At 54.2% G+C, this 24,050-nt stretch carries 22 protein-coding genes; 12 read left to right on the top strand and 10 right to left on the bottom strand.

Annotated elements, in window-relative coordinates; all coding sequences use genetic code 11:
• Nucleotides 1-2 precede the first annotated feature (2 nt).
• From WFL93_RS05860 to WFL93_RS05845, 4 genes are read left to right on the top strand one after another with little or no spacing between them, the layout of a single operon-like run.
• Entirely contained in the window at nucleotides 3-1,193 is a 1,191-nt protein-coding gene (locus tag WFL93_RS05860) for an amidohydrolase family protein (RefSeq protein ID WP_336777494.1), read from the top strand.
• The gene (locus WFL93_RS05855; protein WP_336777493.1) at nucleotides 1,193-2,683 is read left to right on the top strand and encodes a chlorohydrolase family protein; all 1,491 of its coding nucleotides are present in this window, start codon (nucleotides 1,193-1,195) and stop codon (nucleotides 2,681-2,683) included. The genes WFL93_RS05860 and WFL93_RS05855 overlap by 1 nt, the downstream gene beginning before the upstream one ends.
• Entirely contained in the window at nucleotides 2,676-3,899 is a 1,224-nt protein-coding gene (locus tag WFL93_RS05850; protein WP_336777492.1) for an amidohydrolase, read from the top strand. Before WFL93_RS05855 ends, WFL93_RS05850 begins: the two co-directional genes overlap by 8 nt.
• A gap of 47 nt (nucleotides 3,900-3,946) precedes the next feature.
• On the top strand, nucleotides 3,947-4,642 hold the full coding sequence (locus tag WFL93_RS05845; RefSeq protein WP_009127977.1) for a GntR family transcriptional regulator: 696 nt from the start codon (nucleotides 3,947-3,949) through the stop codon (nucleotides 4,640-4,642).
• A 57-nt stretch (nucleotides 4,643-4,699) separates the two neighbouring features.
• Here WFL93_RS05845 and WFL93_RS05840 read toward each other — a convergent pair whose 3' ends face one another.
• Nucleotides 4,700-5,974, bottom strand: a complete 1,275-nt coding sequence (locus WFL93_RS05840) for a type II toxin-antitoxin system HipA family toxin (RefSeq protein WP_336777491.1) — start codon at nucleotides 5,972-5,974, stop codon at nucleotides 4,700-4,702.
• Complete coding sequence (locus WFL93_RS05835) at nucleotides 5,971-6,312, bottom strand: helix-turn-helix domain-containing protein (protein ID WP_336777490.1); 342 nt, start codon at nucleotides 6,310-6,312, stop codon at nucleotides 5,971-5,973. The genes WFL93_RS05840 and WFL93_RS05835 overlap by 4 nt, the downstream gene beginning before the upstream one ends.
• 179 nt (nucleotides 6,313-6,491) lie before the next feature.
• Here WFL93_RS05835 and WFL93_RS05830 point away from each other — a divergent pair, with 179 nt between their 5' ends.
• The gene (locus tag WFL93_RS05830; RefSeq protein WP_336777489.1) at nucleotides 6,492-7,001 is read left to right on the top strand and encodes a GNAT family N-acetyltransferase; all 510 of its coding nucleotides are present in this window, start codon (nucleotides 6,492-6,494) and stop codon (nucleotides 6,999-7,001) included.
• Between the two features lie 413 nt (nucleotides 7,002-7,414).
• Here WFL93_RS05830 and WFL93_RS05825 read toward each other — a convergent pair whose 3' ends face one another.
• A complete protein-coding gene (locus WFL93_RS05825) occupies nucleotides 7,415-7,810 on the bottom strand; it encodes a DUF4440 domain-containing protein (RefSeq protein ID WP_336777488.1) in 396 nt (131 codons plus the stop codon).
• Entirely contained in the window at nucleotides 7,807-9,186 is a 1,380-nt protein-coding gene (locus WFL93_RS05820; RefSeq protein ID WP_336777487.1) for an MFS transporter, read from the bottom strand. The genes WFL93_RS05825 and WFL93_RS05820 overlap by 4 nt, the downstream gene beginning before the upstream one ends.
• Nucleotides 9,187-9,311: 125 nt before the next feature.
• Between WFL93_RS05820 and WFL93_RS05815 the strand changes: the two genes are divergently transcribed.
• A complete protein-coding gene (locus tag WFL93_RS05815) occupies nucleotides 9,312-10,214 on the top strand; it encodes a LysR family transcriptional regulator (RefSeq protein WP_336777486.1) in 903 nt (300 codons plus the stop codon).
• Nucleotides 10,215-10,298: 84 nt separating this feature from the next.
• Here WFL93_RS05815 and WFL93_RS05810 read toward each other — a convergent pair whose 3' ends face one another.
• The gene (locus WFL93_RS05810; RefSeq protein ID WP_049851613.1) at nucleotides 10,299-10,562 is read right to left on the bottom strand and encodes a DUF2798 domain-containing protein; all 264 of its coding nucleotides are present in this window, start codon (nucleotides 10,560-10,562) and stop codon (nucleotides 10,299-10,301) included.
• Nucleotides 10,563-10,690: 128 nt separating this feature from the next.
• On the opposite strand from WFL93_RS05810, the gene WFL93_RS05805 reads away from it, so the two are divergent.
• Both WFL93_RS05805 and WFL93_RS05800 read left to right on the top strand, forming a co-directional pair.
• Nucleotides 10,691-11,608 carry a LysR family transcriptional regulator gene (locus tag WFL93_RS05805; protein ID WP_049851614.1) on the top strand — a complete coding sequence of 306 codons (918 nt, stop codon included), beginning with the start codon at nucleotides 10,691-10,693 and terminating at the stop codon, nucleotides 11,606-11,608.
• A 104-nt stretch (nucleotides 11,609-11,712) separates the two neighbouring features.
• A complete protein-coding gene (locus tag WFL93_RS05800; protein WP_049851615.1) occupies nucleotides 11,713-11,934 on the top strand; it encodes a hypothetical protein in 222 nt (73 codons plus the stop codon).
• Nucleotides 11,935-12,021: 87 nt separating this feature from the next.
• Here WFL93_RS05800 and WFL93_RS05795 read toward each other — a convergent pair whose 3' ends face one another.
• Nucleotides 12,022-13,869, bottom strand: coding sequence for a glycoside hydrolase family 15 protein (locus WFL93_RS05795; protein WP_442955881.1), 1,848 nt, complete (start codon nucleotides 13,867-13,869; stop codon nucleotides 12,022-12,024).
• A gap of 431 nt (nucleotides 13,870-14,300) precedes the next feature.
• The gene (gene katE / locus WFL93_RS05790; protein ID WP_336777484.1) at nucleotides 14,301-16,565 is read right to left on the bottom strand and encodes a catalase HPII; all 2,265 of its coding nucleotides are present in this window, start codon (nucleotides 16,563-16,565) and stop codon (nucleotides 14,301-14,303) included.
• Nucleotides 16,566-16,918: 353 nt separating this feature from the next.
• Between katE and paoA the strand changes: the two genes are divergently transcribed.
• Genes paoA through WFL93_RS05770 form a run of 4 tightly spaced genes read left to right on the top strand, consistent with a single transcriptional unit; the run spans nucleotide 16,919 to nucleotide 21,541 of the window.
• Complete coding sequence (gene paoA, locus WFL93_RS05785) at nucleotides 16,919-17,443, top strand: aldehyde dehydrogenase iron-sulfur subunit PaoA (RefSeq protein WP_009127993.1); 525 nt, start codon at nucleotides 16,919-16,921, stop codon at nucleotides 17,441-17,443.
• A complete protein-coding gene (locus WFL93_RS05780; protein WP_336777483.1) occupies nucleotides 17,440-18,390 on the top strand; it encodes an FAD binding domain-containing protein in 951 nt (316 codons plus the stop codon). Before paoA ends, WFL93_RS05780 begins: the two co-directional genes overlap by 4 nt.
• 3 nt (nucleotides 18,391-18,393) lie before the next feature.
• On the top strand, nucleotides 18,394-20,592 hold the full coding sequence (gene paoC / locus WFL93_RS05775; protein WP_336777482.1) for an aldehyde oxidoreductase molybdenum-binding subunit PaoC: 2,199 nt from the start codon (nucleotides 18,394-18,396) through the stop codon (nucleotides 20,590-20,592).
• 22 nt (nucleotides 20,593-20,614) lie between these two features.
• Nucleotides 20,615-21,541: an XdhC family protein gene (locus WFL93_RS05770; RefSeq protein WP_336777481.1), complete on the top strand. Its 927-nt coding sequence runs from the start codon at nucleotides 20,615-20,617 to the stop codon at nucleotides 21,539-21,541.
• A 6-nt stretch (nucleotides 21,542-21,547) separates the two neighbouring features.
• On the opposite strand, the gene WFL93_RS05765 is transcribed toward WFL93_RS05770, so the two are convergent.
• Genes WFL93_RS05765 through WFL93_RS05755 form a run of 3 tightly spaced genes read right to left on the bottom strand, consistent with a single transcriptional unit; the run spans nucleotide 21,548 to nucleotide 24,047 of the window.
• A complete protein-coding gene (locus WFL93_RS05765; protein ID WP_336777480.1) occupies nucleotides 21,548-22,111 on the bottom strand; it encodes a nucleotidyltransferase family protein in 564 nt (187 codons plus the stop codon).
• Between the two features lie 40 nt (nucleotides 22,112-22,151).
• Nucleotides 22,152-23,219: an ABC transporter ATP-binding protein gene (locus WFL93_RS05760; RefSeq protein WP_036621268.1), complete on the bottom strand. Its 1,068-nt coding sequence runs from the start codon at nucleotides 23,217-23,219 to the stop codon at nucleotides 22,152-22,154.
• A gap of 3 nt (nucleotides 23,220-23,222) precedes the next feature.
• Nucleotides 23,223-24,047 carry a carbohydrate ABC transporter permease gene (locus tag WFL93_RS05755; protein ID WP_049851622.1) on the bottom strand — a complete coding sequence of 275 codons (825 nt, stop codon included), beginning with the start codon at nucleotides 24,045-24,047 and terminating at the stop codon, nucleotides 23,223-23,225.
• Nucleotides 24,048-24,050: the final 3 nt, after the last annotated feature.

Here is a 24,050-nt window from a genome sequence, read left to right as displayed (position 1 = left end):
TGATGGAAAGTCTATTAATTCAACACGTCACGCCGTTTGATGAAAGCCAACCCGTTGACCTGTTGCTGGAAAATGGCGTGATTGCAGCGCGTGGCGCTAATCTGCCGCCAGCACCCGGCACCACCCTGATTGATGCGCGCGGCATGCAGGCTTTTCCTGGCCTGGTAGATGGCCACGCTCATCTGGATAAAACCTTGCTGGGACGCGACTGGTATCGCAATGAAGTGCCGCGCAACCTTGCCGCGATTATTGCTAATGAGCGTGATTATCGCCGCGAACAGCAGCCCGATGCGCAGCTGCAGTCAGAGCGCATTACGCGGCGCGCGATTGCGGCGGGAACCTCGTTTATTCGTACCCATGTCGACATTGATAACGAAATTGGCCTGGCAAACCTGGAAGGTGTGCTGGAGACGCGCCGTCGGTTGGCTGACCAGGTCGATATTGAGATTGTCGCGTTTCCCCAGAGTGGCATTCTGCAAAGTCCGGGAACGGAAGCGTTGCTGGATCGTGCGCTGGCGATGGGCGCGGAGCTGGTGGGCGGCTTAGATCCCTGCTCATACGATAAAGATCCGGTACGCCATCTGCAGATCATCTTTGACCTGGCGGTGCGCCACGATAAAAAGCTGGATATTCATCTGCATGAACGCGGTGAACTGGGCGCGTTCAGTCTTGAGCTGCTGCTGGACTTTACCCGCCGTTATCAGATGCAGAATCGCGTTACGCTGAGCCACGGCTTCTGTCTTGGCATGGTTGAACCGGCGCGCCAGCAACAGTTTGCCGAAGAGATGGCAGAGCTGGGCATGTCGGTGGCGACGACCGCGCCGGCGGATATCGCGGTGCCGCCGTATGAATTGCTGACCGCAGCAGGCGTCGCCTTTTGCGCCGGTAATGACGGCGTGCGCGATACCTGGAGCCCGTATGGCAGCGGCGACATGCTGCAGCGCGCGGTCACCATGGGACTGCGTTATCGCTGGCGTCAGGACCGGGAAATTATGCGCGCCGCCGAGACCATTACTTACGGCGGTGCCCGCGTAATGGAACTGGATAACTATGGTTTGCAGCCGGGCAATCGCGCCGACCTGGTGCTGATTCCCGGCCGCAGCATGGTGGAAGCGCTAGTGGAGTTGCCGCGCAATCGTAAAGTGATCAAAGGCGGCAAACTGATCGCCGAAAATGGGGAGTGCCTGTTCTGATGAGCGAGAAAGTAACCCGCCTGCGCGCCGCTTGGGTAGTGGGCTATCGCGATGGCGATCACTGCCTGCTGCCGGATGGCGAAGTGGTGTGGCAGGGCGAACGCATTCTGTTTGTTGGTTTTGATTACACCGGCCAGGTTGATGAAGAGATCAATGCCGGGAATTGTCTGGTCGGTCCTGGATTTATTGACCTTGATGCGTTGGGCGATCTCGATACCACCGTGCTGGCGTTCGACAACCAGCCGGGCTGGAAAAAAGGGCGCATTGTCGCCGCCGAGTGGCACCGGCGCGATCTCTACAGCCGCGAGCAGCTTAACTTCGCCAAGCATTATGCCTACAGCCATCTGCTGCTTAATGGCATCACCAGTTTTGCGCCTATCACCTCTATTCTTTACCGCGAATGGGCCGAAGATTTCGATGAATACCTGTACGCCGCCGATGTTGCTGAATCTCTAGGCGCGCGAGCATGGCTGGGACCGGCGTTTATGGCCGGCTACTACGCCAGCGATAATCAGGGGCAGTTTTCATGGAACGGCGATCGTCAGCGCGCCCAGCAGGGATTAGACGATGCGGTTAATTTCTACCAGCGCATGCAGCAGCGCGGCGTTTCCACCCTGAGCGGCATGCTGGCTCCCGATCGCATTGAGGGTGGGGATGCCGTGTGGTTAAAAGATCTGAGTGACGTTGTCACGTCATTAGCGTGCCCAACGCGGCTGCACTGCTGCCAGAGTGAGCTGGAGGTAGGTGAAATCGCCCGGCGCTATCAGGGGCGCAGCTCGCTGCAGGTTCTCGAAGAGAGTGGCCTGCTTAATCGCCATATGCTGTTGCCGCATGGCCAGTTCCTCGGCGGCGTGAATCCCAATTCGGCAAGCGTCGCTGAAGATATCGTCAGGTTGGCACAATCTGGCGCGTCCGTGGTGGCCTGTCCGCTGGTTTCCGGTCGCCACGGCAAATATCTGGAGCACTATCCGGCACTCAAAGCGGCTGGCATCAATCTGGCGCTGGGTAGCGATACTTTTCCTGCGGATATGTTTACCAATATGCAGATGGGCGTGGTACTTACGCGCGTGGTTACCGGCGATATCGCGGCTGCTAGCGCGGCAGATTATTACCGCATGGCGACGCTAGGCGGTGCCCAGGCGCTGGGACGCGACGACCTCGGGCGGCTGGCGGCGGGATGTCAGGCCGATATGATGCTGGTCAATCTCGATCAACCCGCGCTGGGACAGATCTTCGATCCGATCACGTCGCTGGTATTGAACGGCAATGGCCGGGATGTCTCCGGCGTGATTATCGCCGGACGCAAAGTGGTGTGGGATCGCGAGTTGGTGAACAGCGGGCAGAGCGCCGCCGCGTTACACGCCGAGTCGCAACAGGTCTTTGCGCACATCATTTCTACTTATCCGGAGAGAACCGTGGGCCATCCGCCGGTGGAAGAGATCGTCACATCGTCATTTCCCCGCGTAACCCGAGGCGCAGCCCATGAGTGAACACTATCTACTGACCAACGTCAGGTTAGAGACCGGATTTATTGAAAATAACGGTCATATTCAGGGTACGCGTAGCGATCTGTTTGCACTTGAAATTAACCACGGCCGCATTGTCGCCATCACGCCGCAGCACGAAGCACCAAGCCCATTGCCGCAGGTGGATGCGGGCGGCCTGCTGATGTTGCCGACACTGCGCGATATGCATATCCATCTGGATAAGACGTTTTATGGCCGACCGTGGCGAGCCGCTAAGCCGAATAACGAGCAGGATATTTTCCAGATGATCGCGCTGGAGCAACAGCTTTTACCGACGCTGTTAGCGGATTCGGTGGAGCATGCACAACAGTTGATCACACTGCTGCTGCGCAACGGCACGACGACAATACGCAGCCACTGCAATATCGATCCGGTGAGCGGACTGTGCAGCCTTGAACATCTGCTGCAGGCGCTGGAAGCGTTTGATGGCGTCATCAACTGCGAAATTGTGGCGTTTCCGCAGCACGGTCTGTTGCGCTCGGGCGTAACCTCGCTGATGCGTGAGGCGCTGGCACTCGGCTGCCAATGGACCGGCGGGCTTGATCCCACTAAAGTTGACGGCGATATGCAGCGTTCTCTGGACATCATGCTCGATCTGGCGCACGACAGTCACAGCGGCGTGGATATTCATCTGCATGAAGATGCCAGCAGCGGTATTGCCTGTATTCGCTATCTGCTGGACAGAGTAGAACAGGCGCCGAGCCTGCAAGGGCGAGTGACGCTGAGCCATGCTTACTGTCTGGCGCAAATTGGCGATGCTGAAGTGCAGGCGCTGGGTGAACGTATAGCGGCGCTGGGCGTTAGTCTGGCGTCCGGTTTACCGTTGGGGAAAAACGTTATGCCGTTGCCGTTGTTGCGCCAATGTGGCGTAAAGCTGATGACCGGTACCGACAGCGTGATTGATCATTGGTCGCCATTTGGCAGCGGCAGCATGCTGGAAAAAGCCAACTTGTGGGCTCAACTTTATGGGCGCGGTACCGAGTTTGCGCTTAACCGGGCGCTGGCGATTGCCACCGGCGATATACTGCCGCTGAATGAGCAGGGCGCACGCGTCTGGCCAATGGCGGGCGACGCGGCTGATTTTATCCTGCTCAACGCCAGCTGCTCAGCCGAAGCGGTGGCGCGTCTGCCAGCAATTTCAGCCAGTTACTTCCGCGGCCAACGCGTTTACCGCGCCTAAATGATGTATATTTCAGGGGGACCGACATGACCGATACAGGATTGAGTATGGGCGCGAAATTAACCCCCAGACAAAAAGAGATCACCCGCATTTATGATTCGCTAACCATGGCCATTGCCCAGCATAAGCTACGGCCGGGAACGCGATTGATTGAAGCGCAGATTGTTGATGCACTTACGGCAAACCGCAACCATGTGCAGGCGGCACTGCAGCGCATGGCGTTGCAGCATATTGTCACCATTGAGCCCAATGTAGGTGCGATTGTTGCACAGCCATCCGCCACTACAGCGCGTGAAATCTTCACCGCTCGCCACGCCATTGAATCGGCGATTATTGCCTGCATAACGCCGGAAAAAATGGCGGCATTTGCCTGGCAATTGCAACAGCAGCAAAAAGAGGAACACGAGGCGATTCATAGCCAGGAGCGGCAACGGGTGGTGTATCAGCTTGGCGCGTTTCATCTGCTGCTGGGCAAAATTGCCGATAACAAAGTGCTGGAAGATATTCTGCATAATTTAATGGTGCTAAGTTCGCTGATTGTCATGCTTTATCAGCGTAATGAGATGCCGGTGTGCCAATGTGATGAGCATCAGCACATCATTGATCAACTTAACGCCGGAAATACCGCCAATGCACAGCAGCTGATGCGCGATCATCTTATTGAACTTGAGCAGCAATTGGATATTTCAGAAGCCTCGCCTTACGCCATGACGCTGGTGCAGGCGCTGCATAAGGTCAATTGATTTAACCTGTGCGGGGAATCTTTAATTTTCCCCGTGCCACGCTAAATGATATTTCGATTAAAGTGCCTTGATGGCAGCTTCAATTTTTGCAGCTGTAGACTTTATGACCGCTTTAGGAATTGCATCATCTAATGTTTTAGTCATCGTGGTAAATGTGGCGGCAACGTCGCACACTTCCTCAATAATGGTATTAATGATTTTCTCGCTAATATCAGCGGATTTCCCGGCCTTTATTAGTGCTTTACGACTGATTTTCGTGCCGTAACCAGCGACTGATGACTGATGCTGCCCACCAGGCCCCATTTGTAAGGTGAGATCGTAGGCGGGTGAAACTTGCCACTCTTCATTCTGGTTAAGGGTAAACGCGAAGTTCTTCGCATGATCGTCCTGGTTATTCATGATCACATTGAATACCATACGACGCGCCTGGACCTCGCGCTCCACGGCAGATCGCGTGACCATCGCTGTCGCTTGCAAAATATCGCTGTAATCGAGGCAGGGAAGTCGAAAGTCTGCCTGCAGTACGCCCGCCATACTCAGTGTCGGCACACGCATTCCCTGATAGCGATCGAAACGTTTAACGCCAAAGGCCGCGAGGCCATCTTCTAGCGGAAACCAGCGGCTTTCCGGGAATTCAATACCGGCTTGTCTCGCCATACGCGCATAAACCTCTTCCAAAGCACAGACCCAAGCCGATTCCTGCGCTGCGGGGAATTTTATCAGCCAGGGATCGCTGCCGGAAAAGGCCGATGAATTTATGCGTCCGCTAGCAGAATCAAACTCCACCAGGACTTTGGGTCGAGCACCGTGCGGCGAACCGCCAAGGCGTACCAGTTCAGGCAGCACATCGGAGTCTTGGCCCGCTACCTCAATCTCAATTTCCCGAGCTAGCACCATCAGGTCGCTGATACTATGTGGATTCGTTTCGTGGCCTGGCACGTCCAACAGCGGGCGGTAAGTAAGCGCACCCATGGTATTGCTGCCTAGCATCGCTAACCGATCCAGTGGAGACAAGGTAGCAGGTTCAATATCATTGCGGCGCAGCAGTCGATCCATCAACAAACGTCCCCAACCATCAGGTAGAGAGTCGGCAATAAATCCTGGGATACCTTCCTGATGGCGCTCGAAATCGCTATAAGTGGTGTTGGCCGGTGGATGAAGCACAGGCGAAAACTCAATGCCGCGCTGAATGCTCTGTTCTGAGAACTCGAATAACCATTCGCCGCGTTGTCTACCCGCCGCGAGTATGCCTAAACACCACTTTTCACCCCAGCCTTCATAGATGACCTCCATTCGTTGCAGTGGCGCGAAGCTAACGTTTGATTTTCTCATTCCGCCTTATCACCTTTATTGAGGGTTAAGGAGTTTGCTTTGGGCCGTGCGGCCCGCTGACGAATCGGTGCATTGAGAGCCTCAACCTGAGCTATGCTCAGCGCCGGCGCAGAGAATAAATTCATCATCTCTTTCTCCAGACGTAACGTAAAAACCACCTTCATAAAGTTTTCCAGCGTCACCTTGCCATCATTTTCCAGCTTTTTTAGTGCTGACACCGAAATTCCCGCCTTATGAGCCAACTCTTTCTGTAGCATGTTACGTCGCAATCGATGATCTTTTAGGCGTTGCCCCAGCGCAGCTATCATGGCAGATTCTGAATATAGATTAAGGGACATATAAAGAGCTCCTGTGTTTCAATTACAAACTTAAGGGCTTCAAATTAAGCCATTATAGTAGCATTACCATGAAAGATCTGCATAAAATTAGAGCTGTTTAAAGCAACTTTATAAGCTCAATTCAATGATAAGGTTGTTTTAAAAACCTTTTAAAGCTATCGACGCTCTTTGGAGGAACCATGGAATTAGAGACCACTCGGCTGCGACTGGAACCTTTTCAACTCGCCCATTTTGATGGCCTGCATGCGATGGAAAACGATCCGGAGATCATGCGTTACATCAGCAATGGCGTGGTAAAAACGCCGGAAGAGACATTAGCCACGATTGAGCGCGTGCAGGCACGCTGGCAGCAGTATGGATTTTCATGGTGGGCACTGCGGGAAAAAACCTCCGGTGAGGTAGTTGGGGCGGCATGCCTTCAGCATTTGGCCAATCAGGATGGTGCGCCGCTGGAAATTGGCTGGCGTCTCAATGCCAATCATCACGGCAAAGGCTATGCAACAGAGGCGGCGCAGGCGATCGTTAAGTTTGCGGTTGAGGATATCGGCGTGAACTATTTAGTCGCTGTTGCCGATCCTGAAAACAGCGCTTCGCACAAGGTGATGCAGCGGCTGGGAATGACCTACAAAGGCATTGAGCGACATTACGATGTACCTTGCGTGGTGTATGAGTTGCAGATGACAAAGTGAGGCACTTGAAGGCCATTTCAACTAGCCAGCAGGCTTGCTGGCTAAGTAGAACATTTACCAATGCGATTTTTCAAAAGAGCAGGTGATAGGACTGAACAAGTTTAGAGTGCGCGTTTAGGTATTTCATTTAACATAATATACATTACATGTACTTAGATTGTAGTAGCCCAATAGTAATGTCCGCCTGGGAGATGCGGATATTTTATTGGACTGCCTCTGTCGCTGTGTATCACCGGCTTTTCTTTTTCTTGTAGCGACGCCTTCCGGCTCGTTTAACAACGGCTGCTCTTCAGTCATCAACCTGCGGAAGAGTTCTCGGAGATGCTTCATTAGTCATTTTTAGTCCAGCATGACGCACAATGTGCATGAGAGGACAACCTCTCACACGTCAGAGTTTATGACTACAAACTTAATTATGGCTGGGGTAACGAAGTCTCGTGCAGGTGGCGCCAGATCACCTCACCATCATTATTCAATTCGAACACAACAGTTGAAAAACGGAGTGTGGGGTTTTGCTCAGGAAGCTTCTGCAACTCTTTATAAATTACAGTTGCCCCCTTTTCACCCTCAGCGATAATCTGCATATCGATGATATCAATTTCTAAACCCGGGCGCGCTCCACGCTGAGTTCGGAAGAATGAGTCTAATGTTGCGAAGTCCAGCAAAGCGCCACTTGGTGTAACCATGGCGTATTTAGGGCTGAAACGCGCTAATAGATTTTCGCAAACCTCAATATTTGCATCTTTATTACCTAACCAGCTTCGAATTAATACATGAGCGTCCAGCACTTCCTTAAAATAACGATTCATTTTTGCTCCTTATTAAGTGTAAAGATCACTTTCTCATTTGCAATGCGGAAACAGCACAGGACAGGAATGACCACGCTGCATGCCGCTAACACAAAGCAGATGTGATAAGACTGTTCTATGGGCATGCCTGTATTAGCAATCAAATTAAACAGTAAGCTGACCAGCGTAACGCCAAGACAAAAACTGAGCTGGCGATTGATATTCCATAGAGCACTGGCATCGGCCAGTTCATGATCGGCGATTTGTATAAAAGCAGAGCTTTGAGCGGTGCTGCTGCACAAACTGCCACCAAATCCCATGAATGCGAATGCCAGCACACAAATAATGGCATCCGCTGTCTGGCCTGTTAGCGCCAACATGCCAATGCCCACGGCCTGAACCAGGCATCCGGTTATAAATAGCGGGCGCGGCCCCCAGAGATTGAATTTTTTACCCGTTAAACTAATGGCAGCAAAAGAAGCCATTGACCACGGCAGCATGAGCGCGCCAACAAAACTTGCATGCATATCCAATTGGTTTTGTAGGTAAAGCATTGTGATCATACTAACGCCGGTAAATACGCCTGGTATGAACTGATAAATCAGCATGGCTGTTTGTAAGAGTGGATCCTTTACCAGATGCAGATTAATCAGCGGGCGATCTTTTTTGAGCGCGTTCCAGACATAGCCCCCCATAGCCAAGGCACCAACGAGAAGCATCAGCGCTCCCTGGTGAAGTCTGCCTGCTTCACCCAGATATGTCAGTCCCAGGAGGATCAGAGTGAGTGCTGCACAACCGCTGATTAAACCCACGATATCCAAAGGGTCCGATGACTTCACCGGGCGGTCAGCTTTAAGCCAGCAACCCGCAAGCACAAATGCGACGATTGCCAGTGGCAGGCTGACAAGAAATACCCAGCGCCAGCTGAGGCTTTCTACCAATACGCCTCCAATTACTGGCGACAATGCTGGCGCAAGTAATGCAACCAACATAACAACTGAAGATAACTTCGCGCGTTCATTACTCTTGTACAAGGCATAGGTCATTGTCTGCCCGATAGGGATCAATAACCCGCCTCCGATGCCCTGCATCCAGCGCCACGCGATGAGCTGTGTAACCGATGTTGATGCAACCACACCGCAGGTACCAACGATAAAAATAAGCAAGGAGAGCATAAACAGACGTTTAGCCCCCATACGGCGTGCCAGCCAACTGCTTAGCGGTATGACCAACGTCAGGCCGAGGATGTAGCCATTACTTATCCATGCCAGCTGACTAACAGGTGCATCAAAACGTCGGCCAATCTCCGGATAGGCAACGTTTGCAATAAACATGTTTACCAAATCGATAAAGAATCCCAGCAAATACACACAGGCCACGCGCACTCGATAAGTCATTTTTTTCTCGGGAAAGACAGCATGAGGCGCGCAGTATAAGGTCATAAATAATCAGGATAAATTCACTTTACCTTGTTACACTGTCAAAAATATTTTGACAATAAGCTTTGAGGAAAGGGTCCACGATGATCAACATGCAACGGCTGGGAATCTACGTAGCCGTGGTGGAGACTGGCAGTTTTACCGGTGCAGCTCAGACGCTCGGATTAACCAAAGCGGTGGTGAGTTTTAATATTAAACATCTTGAAGAAGAGCTGGGGGTCTCGCTACTCATCAGGAGTACCCGGCGAGTTTCAGCGACTGATACCGGCGAAAGATTTTACCATCGCTGCCTTCAACTGCTTCAGGATGCGGAAAGCCTTCTGGAGGATGTCCGAAGCGATCACTCAGGATTAAGCGGTTTACTGAGAATAACAACAACCCCGGAGTATGGTGCTCGCGTCATAGTACCTGCACTGTCTGCCTTTGCTGCTAAACATCCTCAGTTGCGAATTCAGCACGTGTCATCATCAAAAAACGACGACCTCATTGCTGGTCGCTTTGATGTAGCCATCCGACTTGGCCATCTTGCCGATTCAAATCATCACGCCCGCCTCATCGATCAATTTGAAATCCTGGCGGTAGCAGCTCCCGGATATTTGAACTCCCTGGGTGAAGAATCAATCCAAGACCTGGCACAACTTGCTTCAGCGAAATGGATTGCGCATAGCCGTTTATCAACGCCATTAAGCTGGCAGGTGACAACACCGAAGGGAGAAAATGTACTTTTAAGCGCACAAAATCCGCCCATGATCACGGCTGACAGCGCGGCTTCGTTGCTGGCTTTCGCTTTAGCAGGTGCCGGCGTTGCGATCCTGCCAGCCTGGTTGGTGCAGGATGAGGTAGCTAAAGGGGAATTAACCCAATTGCTGCCAGATCATCATTTTCCCCGACAAGGGATTTATGCGCTTTACCCCAATACACGTCATGTTCCAGAGAAAGTACGGACGTTTATAGACTTCCTACATGAGCGTTTAGCGCTCATGTAGGCAAACAAGCTGCAATTCAAGAGTTAAATGAATATCCATGCCGTGTAGAAAACTCAAGAGGCAAAGCATTTGTGTGGGTTTAAATCAATGCCCATGCACCGTAAACCCAACCAACCGCACCACAATCGGGCGCACCACCAGAATGCAGACAAAAGCCGCGGGCATTGCAACCTGATACGCATTCATCACATTTTCCATGTAATGCGGCCCTACTCCAAACTCGGCGAAAGTAATGACTAAACTCATCAAAAACGCCATGATGGTCGCCATATAGAGAGCAAAGATGTAGGGTGTGGTGTGCTTTGGCAGGCGGATGCGGGCAGAATTTCTCGTGGTAGCTTCAGTCATTAACTTCTCCTGTTCAGTCGGGGTTAGCGCAACAACGGCTAAACTATCAAGCTAATTGGGATGGCGGTAGCACGCATCTGCTTTAATCATTGCTCAATAAAAGTGACGAATCAGGCGCTGGAGATAGTATGGATTTGCTGGGGTTAATCGGGACGTTTATTCGTGTGGTGGAGAATGGCAGTATTGCTGCGGCGGCGCGCGCCAAAGGGATGAGCCCGGCGGCGGTAAGCCAGAGTATTTCTCGTCTGGAACAACACCTCGGCGTGCGTTTGCTATCACGCACTACGCGCAGCATGGCGTTAACCGAAAGTGGTAAACGCTATTTCGAGAAAGTTCGTCATATTCCTCAGGATATCGATCTCGCCTCGCAGGCGGCGGCCATTGAAACGAAACCGCAGGGTTCACTTTGCATCGCGACTACGGCCGCGTTTGGCCGCTACGTTCTGGCGCCATTGATGCCCGCTTTTAAGCACTCTTATCCCGATATCGATGTTGAACTGATTAGCACCGACCGTAATGTTGATCATCGGCTGGAGGGTATCGACGTCAGTATTCGCATTGAAGCACAGCTGAATGACCAACTGATCGCCCGAAAAATTGCTTCACTGCCATTTGTATTTTGCGCATCTCCGGGATATCTGCAGCGCGCGGGCATGCCTAAAACGCCCGAAGATCTTATCCAGCACGCCTGTCTGGTTTTCCGCTATCCCACAGATGGACGTTTTCTTCCCTGGACTTTTAGGGTTAATGGCCAATCGGTTAGCGCCAGGCTCAACCCTGAGTTTATTAGCGATGATATTGATATTATTGCAAAAATAGCAGTCAACGGCGGCGGCATTGCCCGTCTTGCAAGCTTTGTTGCTCAGCCATTGTTAGACAGCGGCCAATTGATCGCCTTGTTCGACACCGATCAAAGTGATGAAAATCGAGCGCAATCCTTACCGATGAATATCTTTGCCTGCGTCAACGAACGTTCGGCATTGAATGCCAAAGTAAGAGCGTTCATCCAGTTTCTGGAACAGGCGATTGAGCAGCCCAGTCATTAGGCATTGTCTCATGCGTTTACACTTTTTAACGCTCTGCTTTTTCACCGTGACTATGCTGTGTCAGGGCTTATTGTGCCCTGCTAACTAGAAAGGAAGGAATCCTGATGCGTAAGTTTTCATTCATCGTGCTCACTGCCGGTTTATTGTTGTCTGTTACATCCCAGGTTGAAGCTAAAGGCTGCCTGAAAGGCGCTGCAGTCGGCGGCGTTGCCGGTCATATGGCGCATCATGGCGTTGCGGGTGCGGCGGCGGGTTGCGCTGTGGGTCACCATATGGCCAACAAGAAACAGAAAGAAGCGGATAGCAAACAGCAGCAGTCGAAGTAAGTTTTTATAACGCGTCGCTCAACGGCCCATCCACATCGCGCTGGATGGGCCGCTTTAATGTTGATGCCTGGCAATTACCCGTAGTTGTTACTCTTTGCTTTTCTCAGCGTTGCTTAAACCCTGTGCGGCAAATATCAGGGCTAAGTGGCTCAGTCCCTGCGGCATATTGCCCCGCCATGACTGGCTACGGACATCATACATTTCATTGAAAATATCGACGTTACCGCGTCGATTGAGCAGCGCCAAAATCTCCGTCATCATCTCTTCCGCGCCTGCACCATCCCCCATCGCCGCCCAGGCTTCTACCATCCAGAACGAACACGCCAGGAAGGTACTCTCTTCGCGATCCACGCCGCTGTAACGATAGAGCATCACGCCGTTATTACCCAGCTCGCGACGGATCACGCGGTAGGTTGCGCGCATTCTTTCCGGGTTAACACTGTTGCCGTAGTGATGCATCAGCGTTAGCGCGGCATCCACCTGCTCATCGCTGCCGACATAAAAGGTATAGCTCTGCAGTTTTTCCGACCAGCAATGGCTTTCAATCCACTGACTGATACGGTCACGCTCGCGCTTCCAGCGTTCAACCCAGGTAGGTTCGATGTATTTTCGCTCGGCTAAAATCACCGCGCGATCCAGCGCCAGCCAGCACGCCATCTTCGAATGGGTGTAATGTTGCTCCTCCGGCAACTCCCAAATGCCAGAATCCTTTTGGCGCCAGCTATCCGCACAGCAGTTAGCCAGCTCACCCAGCAAGCGCGCAGTGGTGAGATCCAATACGTGCCCGGCTTCCACAAAGCCCTGCGCCGTGGCCAGCATATCGCCATACATGCTGAGTTGAATCTGATCGCGCGCGTTATTGCCAACGCGTACCGGTTGCGAATCCTGATATCCGCGCAGTGCTGGAAAGCGCTCTTCAGGGACGATATCGCCTTCCAGCGTATAGCAGGCACGCAACCTGACGCCGTGATCGATAATGGTTTTAGTGAGCCAGGAAAATGCGGCCTTACAATCTTCCAGCGCGCCGAGGCAAATGAACGCTTTAATGATCAGACAGGCATCGCGCACCCACGCGTAGCGGTAATCGTAATTCTTCTCTTTACCGATGCCTTCGGGCAGCGAAGTGGTTGCTGCGGCTGCCAGTGCGCCCGTTGGGGAGTACCACAGGAATTTTAACGATAGCGCTGAACGTATGACTAATGACGAATAACGGCCGCTGTAGCTCAGACTGTTGACCCAGTCGCGCCAGGCCGTGTCGCTGGTGTCAATGCGTCCATCGATGGCCTTCATGTCCGGTACCGCCAGCGGCTCTTTTTCCGTTACCAGCAAAGCGCAAAGTGAACGAGCACCTTTACTCACGGTTAAGGTGCCGCTAATCCGTTCATCGTCGACGTGGTCGAGGATGACATCTTCGCTGGTACGCAGCATCGCCATCAAATCGGCAATGTGATACACCTTGCCTTGCGCACTGTCAGCAATCCACGGCGAGCGCGTCTCGGCGGCAGTGGCAAACCGCAGCGTAATTTTTAAGGTGACTTCCCCCTCCAGCCCATCAATACGCCTGGCCAGCTCGCTCCAGGGTAAGCGCCCTGCCAGCGTGCTGTTAATCGACTCGGTCAGCAGTACCGATCCGCTATCGGTATCGTAACGGGTCTCCAGCACATTACTGTTTTCGCGATAATTGCGCGTCACCCGATAATCCGCCAGCGGCACGATCTGAAAGAACCCGCCAATCTGCGGGTCAAGGATCTGGTCAAACAGGGGTTTGGAATCAAGATTGGGAGCGCACCACCAGTCAATCGAACCATCAGGCGCGATGAGCGCAACCGATCTGCCCTCCCCGATGGCCGCATAGTCGCCCAGTCCGGCGAATCCTTCGCTACGTTGTGGATTTAAATATTGCTGATTTTCCAAAATGGTTTTCCTGAATTGCATAAAAGTGAAGTGGTCAAACCCTGCGGCCACGCAATTAAGCCCGCATCAATCCTGGCAGAAAATTCGGATTTCTTTCAGGTCATTGCTTGTCGAAATATATAGCCAATACAGTAGTCACCCATATAAAACACTTTAAGTAACGCGTGACAGGATTATTATTTAGCGAGATGCGCTAAAGATATTTCTTAAAAACTCAGCCATTCTCGACTTTCAAATAATTGCTGCTAAACCTGAAGAGGTAATAACAGTTTCGGCGGAGATGACGAATGAAAAAGATATGGGTTGGTGTAACGCTCGCGGCGGCGATCAGTTGTTCAGTGATGGCATCTCAGGGTGTCTTCGAGGTGAAGCCGGTGATGGCCCAGCATAGCAGCCACCAGCCAGCTAACTGATAGGCAAAGGGCGGGAATCTCTATCCCGCCCTTTGCTGTTTACGCCGCCACGGTCAGGGCTTTTTTACTGCGTGACCAGACACGGTGCGATGCCATTACCGAAAGGAAATCTGCCATAAAGGTCCCTTCTGCTTTAACGTCTTCGACCAAACCTTCTTCTGCCTCATTATCCTGCACGTTGAACTGCGCTTTGAACCGACGCGCGTCACCGCTGAGACCAATAGGTTTGAGATGCTTGTAAGCCTCGAGCAGGAAATAACGCGCATCGCCGCTCAGCAGTAAGGCGTCAATGTTGCCATCGGGAACAATCACCGCATCAAACGTCAGTGAAGGAAGCCCGCTGAAAGTGGCATCAATTGGCAGCACTGAGCCATCATCCGCCAACACCTGCCCCATATGCGCCGCCAGAATTTTGGCATGCACGCCCTGCGCTTTCAGCGCCTGAAGCACCGCCAGCACATCGGCTGCTTTTGCGCCATCGCTGAGCAACAAAGCGACCTGACGCCCTTTAATGTCACCGCTCGGTTGCGCATAAAGACTCAAACTGTCGTCTTTTTTCAGACCGTTGACATCTTTTGGCGGCGCCGTGTTCAACTGCTCATCACTCAGTTTCAACCCCAGATTTTTCGCTACGCCTTCGGCCAGCGTGACGTCAATCTGCAGCAGATGATCCACCACGCGCTCACGGATATACGGTCGCGCCACCTTACTTAACTCAAATGAATACGCGCCGATGATGTGCTGCTGCTCTTCAGGCGTCTGGCTCAGCCAAAACAGTCTTGGCTGCGAATAATACTCGCCAAACGATGGGCTACGTTCGCGCACTTTGCTGCCTTCCACCCGCTCCTGATAACTCTCAAAACCGCCCGCTTTGGCTGCCGGTGGCACTTCACGTGGCCAGTTATTATTGATGGAGTTGGGTTCGTAATTGGCTGGATTAGTGTCGATTTCCGTACGATGCATGCCCTGGCGCTGGAAGTTATGGTAAGGACAAACCGGGCGATTAATCGGGATCTCATGGAAGTTCGGACCGCCAAGGCGACTGATTTGCGTGTCGGTATAGGAGAACAAACGTCCTTGCAGCAGCGGATCGTTGGTGAAGTCCAGCCCCGGCACGATATGACCTGGATGGAACGCTACCTGCTCGGTTTCAGCAAAGAAGTTATCCGGATTGCGATTCAGGACCATTTTGCCCACCAGCTCGACTGGAACCAACTCTTCTGGAATCAGTTTGGTCGCATCCAGAATATCGAAGTCGAATTTAAATTCGTCCTCCTCTGGAATCAGCTGCAGTCCTAACTCATATTCCGGGAAATCGCCGGCTTCGATGGCTTCCCACAGATCGCGGCGATGGAAATCTGGATCGCGCCCGGTGAGTTTCTGCGCTTCATCCCACAGCAGCGAAGCTTTACCCGCTACCGGTTTCCAGTGGAAACGTACGAAGGTGGCTTTACCCTCAGCGTTGATCAAGCGGAAAGTATGAATACCAAAACCTTCCATGGTGCGATAACTGCGCGGGATACCGCGATCAGACATCGCCCAAATGACGTTATGCAGCGTTTCAGGCTGCAGCGACACATAATCCCAGAAGGTATCGTGCGCGCTCTGCCCTTGCGGGATTTCATTGTGCGGCTCAGGTTTCACCGCATGCACAAAGTCCGGGAATTTATGCGCATCCTGGATGAAAAACACCGGCGTATTGTTGCCGACCAAATCAAACACGCCCTCATCGGTGTAGAACTTGGTGGCAAATCCACGGATATCGCGCACGGTGTCCGCCGAACCGGCGCCGCCCTGCACAGTGGAAAAACGCACAAAGACGGGTGTGGCTTTGTCGGGGTCGCAGAGAAAACCCGCTTTAGTCAGCGCTTCCAGCGAACGATAAGGCTGGAAGTAGCCGTGTGCGGCAGAACCGCGCGCATGCACGATACGTTCAGGAATGCGTTCATGGTCAAAATGCGTGATTTTTTCACGCATGATGAAGTCTTCCAGCAGCGTCGGCCCGCGCGCGCCGGCAGTCAGCGAATTCTGATCGTTGGCAATGCGCGTGCCCTGATTCGTGGTCAGCCCCGCGTTTTCGCCATTCTTGCGGTATTCATTCAGCTGATCGAGCTTATCGTTTTTAATCTCTGGCGCTTTCAGGCTGCCGGGTGCAGTGGGTTGTTTTCCCGGCGGCGTCGGCTCAGCGGCAGGTTTGTGTCCGCCATCTTTAGGCGCTAAGTCACCTAATCCCGGTTGAGAGGTTTCTGGCCCCTTATGTGGCGCGGTATGTTCTAAATTTTGTTCTTTTTTATCTTTCGACATGTCACATGCTCCTCCAGTTAAGACCCTATTAACTGTAGAGCAAAATTTCACTTAAATAGCCGCTTCACTTATAAATCATGCGCAAAGGGATAATTAGTCTCAATTTAAACTGAAGTAATTTTAAGCGAGGCGCTTAATTAACGCGCGATAACGCCAACATATCGCCCTAAATAATCGCTTCGGTTTATTTTTAATTATCTATTTCGCCGAAAAATTCACCTTATAAAGGCTTATCAGCGACTAGCAGAGATTCCGGATAATTCTTTTGCAAATGCCGACTATGCTTATCTCTCTATAACCATACAAAAACAGGTTCTATCCTGATTTCTCTTTTCATTTACTGGAGATTTGGCATGAGCAGCCATAGCGCATCAGTGACTCTGCGAGTTAATGGCGTCCGCCAGCAACTCGACGTCGATACCCGCACCACGCTGCTGGATGCCCTGCGTGAGCATCTGCACCTAACCGGCAGCAAAAAAGGTTGCGACCACGGCCAATGCGGTGCCTGCACGGTGATCGTCAACGGGCGGCGCATCAATTCTTGCCTGACGTTGGCGGTAATGCAGCAGGATGCCGACGTCACCACCATTGAGGGCCTCGGCAATCCTGACCAGTTGCATCCGCTGCAAACCGCATTCATCGACCACGACGGCTATCAATGCGGTTACTGCACGCCGGGACAAATCTGTTCTTCGCTGGCGGTACTGGAGGAGATCAAGGCGGGTATTCCCAGCCACGTTACCCATGATCTGGTCTCGGCACCGCCACTCTCCGCTGATGAAATTCGCGAGCGGATGAGCGGCAATATCTGCCGCTGTGGCGCCTATGCCAACATCCTGGCGGCAATTGAGGAGTATGCGGAGGGACAAACGCCATGAAAGCCTTCAGCTACCAACGTGTGAAAACCGCCGCCGAAGCGGCTGCCAGTGCGCAGCAACACGCCGGTGCGAAATTTATCGCCGGCGGCACCAATCTGCTTGATCTGATGAAGTTGGAGATCGAAACCCCTGCTCATCTGATTGATGTCAACGGCCTTGAGCTGGATAAAATTGAAGCCACGGCGCAAGGTGGCTTGCGGATTGGTGCGCTGGTGCGTAATACCGATTTGGCGGCCGATGCCAGAGTCCGACGCGACTATGGCGTGTTAGCACGCGCCCTGCTGGCGGGTGCCTCTGGACAGTTACGCAATCAGGCCACCACGGCGGGCAATCTGCTGCAGCGTACGCGTTGTCCTTACTTCTACGACACCAATCAGCCCTGCAACAAGCGCGTGCCCGGTAGCGGCTGTGCCGCCCTTGATGGTTTCAGCCGTCAACATGCGGTGGTGGGCGTGAGCCCGGCCTGTATCGCCACTCATCCCAGCGACATGGCGGTGGCCATGCGCCTGCTGGATGCGGTGATTGAAACAGTCAGCCCGGACGGCACGGAACGCCAGATTCCGATTGCGGAGTTTTATCGTGCGCCAGGCACCACGCCACATCTGGAAACGGTGCTGAAACCCGGCGAGCTGATTGTCGCGGTGTGCTTACCCGCGCCGCTGGGTGGCACCCATATTTATCGCAAGGTGCGCGACCGCGCATCCTACGCCTTTGCTCTGGTCTCCGTGGCGGCAATCATTCAGCCCGATCGTTCGGGTCGCGTGGCGCTCGGTGGCGTAGCGCACCAGCCGTGGCGCATGGAGGCGGCTGACCATGCCTTAATTCAAGGTGCGCAGGCGGCAAGCGATCGGCTGTTCGCCAGCGCGCAGCCAACGGCGGAAAATGAATTCAAGATCATTCTGGCGAAGCGAACGCTTGCCTCGGTGTTAGCGGAAGCGAGGGGGTAACTGATGAAGTTCGAAAAGCCTGCAGGATCTAATCCCATCGATCAGCTTAAGGTGGTCGGTCAGCCGCTTAATCGTATCGATGGACCGCTTAAGACCTCCGGTCTGGCGCATTATGCTTACGAGTGGCATAGCGAAGCACCCGATGCCGCATACGGCTATGTGGTCGGCGCGCCGATTGCGAAAGGCAAAATCACGGCAATCGATACTCACGCCGCTCAATGTGCGCCAGGAGTGCTTGCGGTGGTCACCGCAGAGAGTGCCGGCGAGCTGGGTAAAGGTGATAAAAATACCGCCCTGCTGCTGGCTGATGGCAACATTGAGCACTATCACCAGGCGGTAGCGCTGGTGGTGGCTGAAACCTTTGAACAGGCACGCGCGGCAGCCAGTTTGGTGCAGGTGCAGTGTCAAGGTGTAGAGGGCGCCTATGATCTCGCCGCCGAAAAAGCAGCGGTCACGTCGGCGCCCGAAGATGAGCCGGATAAACGCGTCGGAGATTTTGAGCGGGCTTTCGCTGCTGCCGAAGTGACACTGGACGCGCACTACACCACGCCGGACCAAAGCCATACCGCCATGGAACCGCATGCCTCGATGGCGCGCTGGACCGGCGATAAACTGACCGTCTGGACCTCAAACCAGATGATAGACTGGTGCCGGACCGATTTGGCCGCCACGCTCAATCTGCCATTAGAAAACATCCGCATTATTTCGCCTTACATTGGCGGCGGCTTTGGCGGCAAGCTGTTCCTGCGCAGCGATGCGGTGCTGGCGGCATTAGGCGCGCGTGCTATCCAGCGTCCGGTTAAAGTGATGCTGCCGAGGCCGCTGATCGCCAATAACACCACCCATCGCCCGGCAACTATTCAGCATATCCGCATCGGCACCGATCACACCGGCCACATTACGGCGATTGCGCATGAGAGCTGGTCGGGCAATCTGCCGGATGGCACACCTGAAACCGCCGTGCAGCAGACCGAACTGCTGTACGCCGGCGCTAACCGTTTTACCGGCTTGCGTCTGGCGCAGCTCGATCTGCCCGAAGGTAACGCCATGCGTGCACCTGGCGAAGCGCCAGGACTGATGGCGCTGGAGATCGCCATTGATGAGATCGCAGAAAAAGTCGGCATCGATCCGGTTGCGTTTCGCATCCTTAACGATACCCAGGTGGATCCGGCACATCCCGAACGCTTCTTCTCACGTCGCCAATTAGTCGAATGCCTGCACACCGGCTCGGAGAGATTCGGCTGGCATCGCCGTCAGGCGCAACCGGCTACCGTTCGGGATGGCCGCTGGCTGGTTGGCATGGGCGTAGCGGCAGGCTTTCGTAACAACATGGTGACGACCTCAGGCGCGCGCGTGCAGCTGGATGCGAGAGGCATTGTTACCGTTGAAACCGACATGACCGATATCGGTACCGGCAGCTACACCATTCTTGCGCAAACCGCGGCGGAGATGATGGGTGTGGCGATCGAACAGGTTGTCGTGCGGTTGGGCGATTCAAGTTTCCCTATCTCAGCCGGTTCCGGCGGGCAATGGGGAGCCAACACCTCAACCTCCGGTGTTTACGCCGCCTGCGTGAAGCTCCGCGAAGCGGTCGCTGCCCGGCTGGGATTTGATGCGCAAACGGCCACGTTCAGCGATGGCAGGGTACATGATGGCCAGCACAGCGCGTCGCTGGCCTCGGCTGCCGCAGAAGAGACCATTTCGGTGGAAGACAGCATTGAGTTTGGCGATCTGGATCAGCAGTTTCAGCAATCCACTTTTGCCGGGCATTTCGTCGAGGTGGGCGTCGATGTCGCCACCGGGGAAGTGCGCGTTCGACGCATGCTGGCGGTTTGCGCCGCCGGGCGCATTCTCAATCCGAAGACGGCGCGCAGCCAGGTAATCGGTGCCATGACGATGGGGCTGGGCGGCGCCTTGATGGAGGAGCTGATTGTCGATAAACGTCTGGGCTTTTTCGTCAATCACGATATGGCGGGCTACGAAGTGCCGGTTCATGCCGATATCCCTGAACAGGAAGTGATTTTCCTCGACGACACCGATCCGATCTCCTCGCCAATGAAGGCCAAAGGCGTGGGCGAACTGGGGTTATGTGGCGTCAGTGCGGCGATTGTGAATGCCATTTACAACGCTACCGGCGTGCGCGTGCGCGAATATCCGGTCACGCTGGATAAATTGCTGATGGGCCTTCCCGCTCTGGCCTAAACGTCCGCACAGGAGATGCAGCTTGCAACAGGTTTTGATTGATCAGGATGTGCAACCGCGGATAGAGCCGCAGCAGGCTTTGCAGACCGACGACAGCGCAGCCATTCTGCGGTTTGCCGCTGAGGCACTCGACGCCGACCTCGCGGCGGTGCTGGTCACGCTGGTGGAGATTCGCGGCGGTGCGGCCAGAGCATTAGGTGCGCAGATGGTGGTGCGTGCAGATGGGCGCTATTGCGGCTACGTATCGGGTGGCTGCGTCGAAGCGGCGGCGGCTTACGAAGCGCTGGAAGTCATGGCCAGCGGCAAAGATCGCCTGGTCAGCTATGGCGAAGGATCGCCCTATCTGGATATTGTGCTGCCGTGCGGGGGCGGCATTACGCTGTTATTTCACCGCTTGCGCGCGGCCCAGCCGTTACATCAGGTGCTGGAATCGCTCGCACAGCGAAACCCCGCCACGTTGTGTTATCTACCCTCCTTCCAGCGGCTCACTCGCGTTGACGCCGCGCAGCCGACCGGCTGGCAGGATGATGCCTTCATGATGCGCTATCAACCTAACACCCGCATTGTGGTGTATGGCCGTTCCGTTGAGGCGCAGGCAACCGCGTCCATTGCTCAGGCTGCTGGCTACGACGTGCAGTCCGGTGATGAAGTTAAGGCGCAGGCTATTGATGCATTTACGGCGGTGATTCTGCTGTATCACGATCTCGATCGCGAGCTGCCGGCATTATTAGCCGCACTACGATCCACGCCCTTCTATATCGGCGCGTTGGGCAGCCAGCGCACCCACGCCAGACGGGCAGAAAAATTGCTGGCGCTGGGCTGTAGCCCGTCGCAGATTGCGCGCATCAAAGCGCCCATCGGCATTTTCGCTCAGGCGCGGGATGCGCGCACGTTGGCGTTATCAATTATTGCCGATGTGGCTGCCGCGCGCCTTGAAGCGATTGATTAACCACGTTCACAGGCTATCGATATCCCGTTGCACCCGGACATCTGCGGGCAAGCTCAGCAGCAGTTTAGGGTGCAACAGCGATCGCGCACCTTCATCACCGCGCAGCTGACGCAGCGCATCAGCAAATGCGTGGTTAAAGCCGACCGGATGGCCGGGTTTAGCATCATGCGTCAGGCGCACCTGTGGCGCGCCCTGCTCCAGCGCGCGCCATACCTGCTGGTAATGTTCTGCAGCTATCCACGGCATATCACCCAACGCGATGATCCAACCCGACCACATCCCGGTCATCGCTACCCCAGCGGCAATCGTTTCACCGCTGCCGCAACTGTCACAAACAATCAGCTGTACGCCAGCCTTAGCCGCATGCTGTTGCACCGCCTGATATTCCGGTCGCGTCACCAGCGCCACCGGCAGCCCGCTCAGCTTCGCCTCGGCGATGACCGTTTCAATCACCGTGGTGGTCTGGTCGTCCAGCCGGGCGAGCAGCTTATTTCCGCTACCGCCGCTGGCGATATAGCGCGTTCCTTTCCCCGCGGCGAGGATCAGAATGCCGGGCGTTGCTGCTGTCATCGGTGTTTACCCTCTCGTCGCGTAATGAGTGCCGGGGCAATCATAGCCGCTTTTGCGAATCAGCATCGAATAACATCGCGCGGTCAGCATCCAGGGTCACCGGCAGGATATCGCCCGCCTGTGCGCCGGAGCGCTGGGTGGTGAACAGCATGATGTCGTGCCCCAATAGGGAACCATGAATCAGTTCGGATAAACCGGTCGGTTCCACCAGCGATACCTCCAGCGGCAGCGTATCGGCGGTTCCCGCTGCAGCAATAGCGATATTCTCCGGGCGAATACCGTAAATCACAGCGCGTCCGCTCGGTTGCGCCGCCCAGTCAACATTCAGCGGCAGCTGCGCGCTGTCGCCGATACGCACGCCACCTTGAGCCATCACGCCCTGGATGAAGTTCATGGACGGTGAGCCGATAAAACTGGCAACAAACTTATTCGCCGGCGTGTCATACAGCTCCAGCGGCGTACCGACCTGCTGAATCACACCGTTGTTGAGCACCACGATGCGGTCAGCCAGGGTCATGGCTTCAACCTGATCGTGCGTGACGTAGACAATGGTGTTGTTCATCTGCTGATGCAGTTTCTTAATCTCGACGCGCATTTGCCCACGCAGCTGTGCATCAAGATTCGACAGTGGCTCATCGAACAGAAAAACCTGTGGCTGGCGCACGATGGCGCGTCCCATGGCCACGCGCTGACGCTGGCCGCCGGATAACTCTTTCGGTCGGCGATCGAGCAGATGCGTCAGGCTGAGAATATCCGCTGCGCGCTTCACTTTTTCTTCAATCTCCGCCCGTGGACGCTTCTGAATCTCCAGGCTGAAGCCCATATTGCGCGCTACCGTCAGGTGTGGATAGAGCGCGTAGCTTTGAAACACCATCGAGATATCACGATCTTTCGGTGCCACATCGTTCATCAGCTGATTACCGATGCGGATATCACCGCCGCTCGCCAGCTCCAGTCCGGCGATGGTACGCAGCAGCGTAGATTTCCCGCAGCCGGAGGGGCCAACCAGCACCACGAATTCGCCATCTTTAATGGTGAGGTTAATATCGCGCAGGACTTCTACGTTGCCATAGCGCTTGTCGATCTTTTTGAGCGTAATTTCAGCCATCATTTACCCCTTAACCGCACCGGCGGTGAGTCCCTGAACCAGATAACGTTGAATAAAGGCGAAGAACAGACACGCGGGAATCAACGCTAATACCACCGCCGCCATCATTTCGCCCCACGAAACGGCGAACTTCGACACGAAACTCAGCAGCCCGACCGGGAAGGTCATCACTTCGTTTTTATTGATCAGCATCAGCGAGAACAGCAGCTCACTCCACGCGGCGGTGAACACAAAGCCCAGCGTGGCCGCCATGCCCGGCAGCGTTAACGGCATCAGTACGCGATACAGCGCCTGAAAACGGGTACAGCCTTCCAGCATCGCCGACTCTTCCAGATCTTTCGGAATGGCATCGAAGAAGGACTGCATCAGAAACGTGGCAAACGGCACGTTGAACGCGGTGTAGATCAGAATCAGACCCAGCAAACTGTTGGTCAGGCCAAGCGGCGCCATCACCTTGTAGATCGGGGCAATGATCATCACCAGCGGGAACATCTGCGTAAACAGCAGCAGCCCGGCAATGAGCACTTTGCCGCGAAACTGAAAGCGGGAAAACGCGTAGCCGGCTGCGGCGGCAATCAGCGTGGTCAGCAGCGCGGTACTGAACGAAACAATCAGGCTGTTGCTGAAAAACGTGGGGAAATCGCTGTCGGTTAACACCTTGCGGAAATGATCAAGCGTCACGCCGCTCGGCAGCAGCGTGACGCCTTGACTGAACAGCAATTTATCCGGCGTAACGGAGATTTTGATAATCCAGTAGAGCGGAAACAGCGCGAAGACCAGGTAAGCCGCAATGCTCAGACGATGCCCTATCAGCGGTAACAATCGCATGGT

This window comes from Pantoea sp. USHLN256 (assembly GCF_037149875.1).
GTDB lineage: Bacteria > Pseudomonadota > Gammaproteobacteria > Enterobacterales > Enterobacteriaceae > Pantoea > Pantoea nemavictus.
The sequence above is the reverse complement of the archived record's forward strand: the minus strand, read 5'-3'. Positions and strand labels throughout refer to the sequence as shown.

Excerpts from the sequence above, each read along its gene's own strand:
- WFL93_RS05810 (WP_049851613.1), bottom strand. The coding sequence starts at position 10,562 with ATGACTGAAGCTACCACGAGAAATTCTGCCCGCATCCGCCTGCCAAAG.
- WFL93_RS05755 (WP_049851622.1), bottom strand. The coding sequence starts at position 24,047 with ATGCGATTGTTACCGCTGATAGGGCATCGTCTGAGCATTGCGGCTTAC.
- WFL93_RS05840 (WP_336777491.1), bottom strand. The coding sequence starts at position 5,974 with ATGAGAAAATCAAACGTTAGCTTCGCGCCACTGCAACGAATGGAGGTC.
- WFL93_RS05815 (WP_336777486.1), top strand. The coding sequence starts at position 9,312 with ATGATCAACATGCAACGGCTGGGAATCTACGTAGCCGTGGTGGAGACT.
- WFL93_RS05850 (WP_336777492.1), top strand. The coding sequence starts at position 2,676 with ATGAGTGAACACTATCTACTGACCAACGTCAGGTTAGAGACCGGATTT.
- WFL93_RS05855 (WP_336777493.1), top strand. The coding sequence starts at position 1,193 with ATGAGCGAGAAAGTAACCCGCCTGCGCGCCGCTTGGGTAGTGGGCTAT.
- katE (WP_336777484.1), bottom strand. The coding sequence starts at position 16,565 with ATGTCGAAAGATAAAAAAGAACAAAATTTAGAACATACCGCGCCACAT.
- WFL93_RS05795 (WP_442955881.1), bottom strand. The coding sequence starts at position 13,869 with ATGCAATTCAGGAAAACCATTTTGGAAAATCAGCAATATTTAAATCCA.
- paoA (WP_009127993.1), top strand. The coding sequence starts at position 16,919 with ATGAGCAGCCATAGCGCATCAGTGACTCTGCGAGTTAATGGCGTCCGC.
- WFL93_RS05830 (WP_336777489.1), top strand. The coding sequence starts at position 6,492 with ATGGAATTAGAGACCACTCGGCTGCGACTGGAACCTTTTCAACTCGCC.
- WFL93_RS05805 (WP_049851614.1), top strand. The coding sequence starts at position 10,691 with ATGGATTTGCTGGGGTTAATCGGGACGTTTATTCGTGTGGTGGAGAAT.
- WFL93_RS05760 (WP_036621268.1), bottom strand. The coding sequence starts at position 23,219 with ATGGCTGAAATTACGCTCAAAAAGATCGACAAGCGCTATGGCAACGTA.
- paoC (WP_336777482.1), top strand. The coding sequence starts at position 18,394 with ATGAAGTTCGAAAAGCCTGCAGGATCTAATCCCATCGATCAGCTTAAG.
- WFL93_RS05800 (WP_049851615.1), top strand. The coding sequence starts at position 11,713 with ATGCGTAAGTTTTCATTCATCGTGCTCACTGCCGGTTTATTGTTGTCT.
- WFL93_RS05835 (WP_336777490.1), bottom strand. The coding sequence starts at position 6,312 with ATGTCCCTTAATCTATATTCAGAATCTGCCATGATAGCTGCGCTGGGG.
- WFL93_RS05780 (WP_336777483.1), top strand. The coding sequence starts at position 17,440 with ATGAAAGCCTTCAGCTACCAACGTGTGAAAACCGCCGCCGAAGCGGCT.
- WFL93_RS05825 (WP_336777488.1), bottom strand. The coding sequence starts at position 7,810 with ATGAATCGTTATTTTAAGGAAGTGCTGGACGCTCATGTATTAATTCGA.
- WFL93_RS05845 (WP_009127977.1), top strand. The coding sequence starts at position 3,947 with ATGGGCGCGAAATTAACCCCCAGACAAAAAGAGATCACCCGCATTTAT.
- WFL93_RS05820 (WP_336777487.1), bottom strand. The coding sequence starts at position 9,186 with ATGACTTATCGAGTGCGCGTGGCCTGTGTGTATTTGCTGGGATTCTTT.
- WFL93_RS05860 (WP_336777494.1), top strand. The coding sequence starts at position 3 with ATGGAAAGTCTATTAATTCAACACGTCACGCCGTTTGATGAAAGCCAA.
- WFL93_RS05765 (WP_336777480.1), bottom strand. The coding sequence starts at position 22,111 with ATGACAGCAGCAACGCCCGGCATTCTGATCCTCGCCGCGGGGAAAGGA.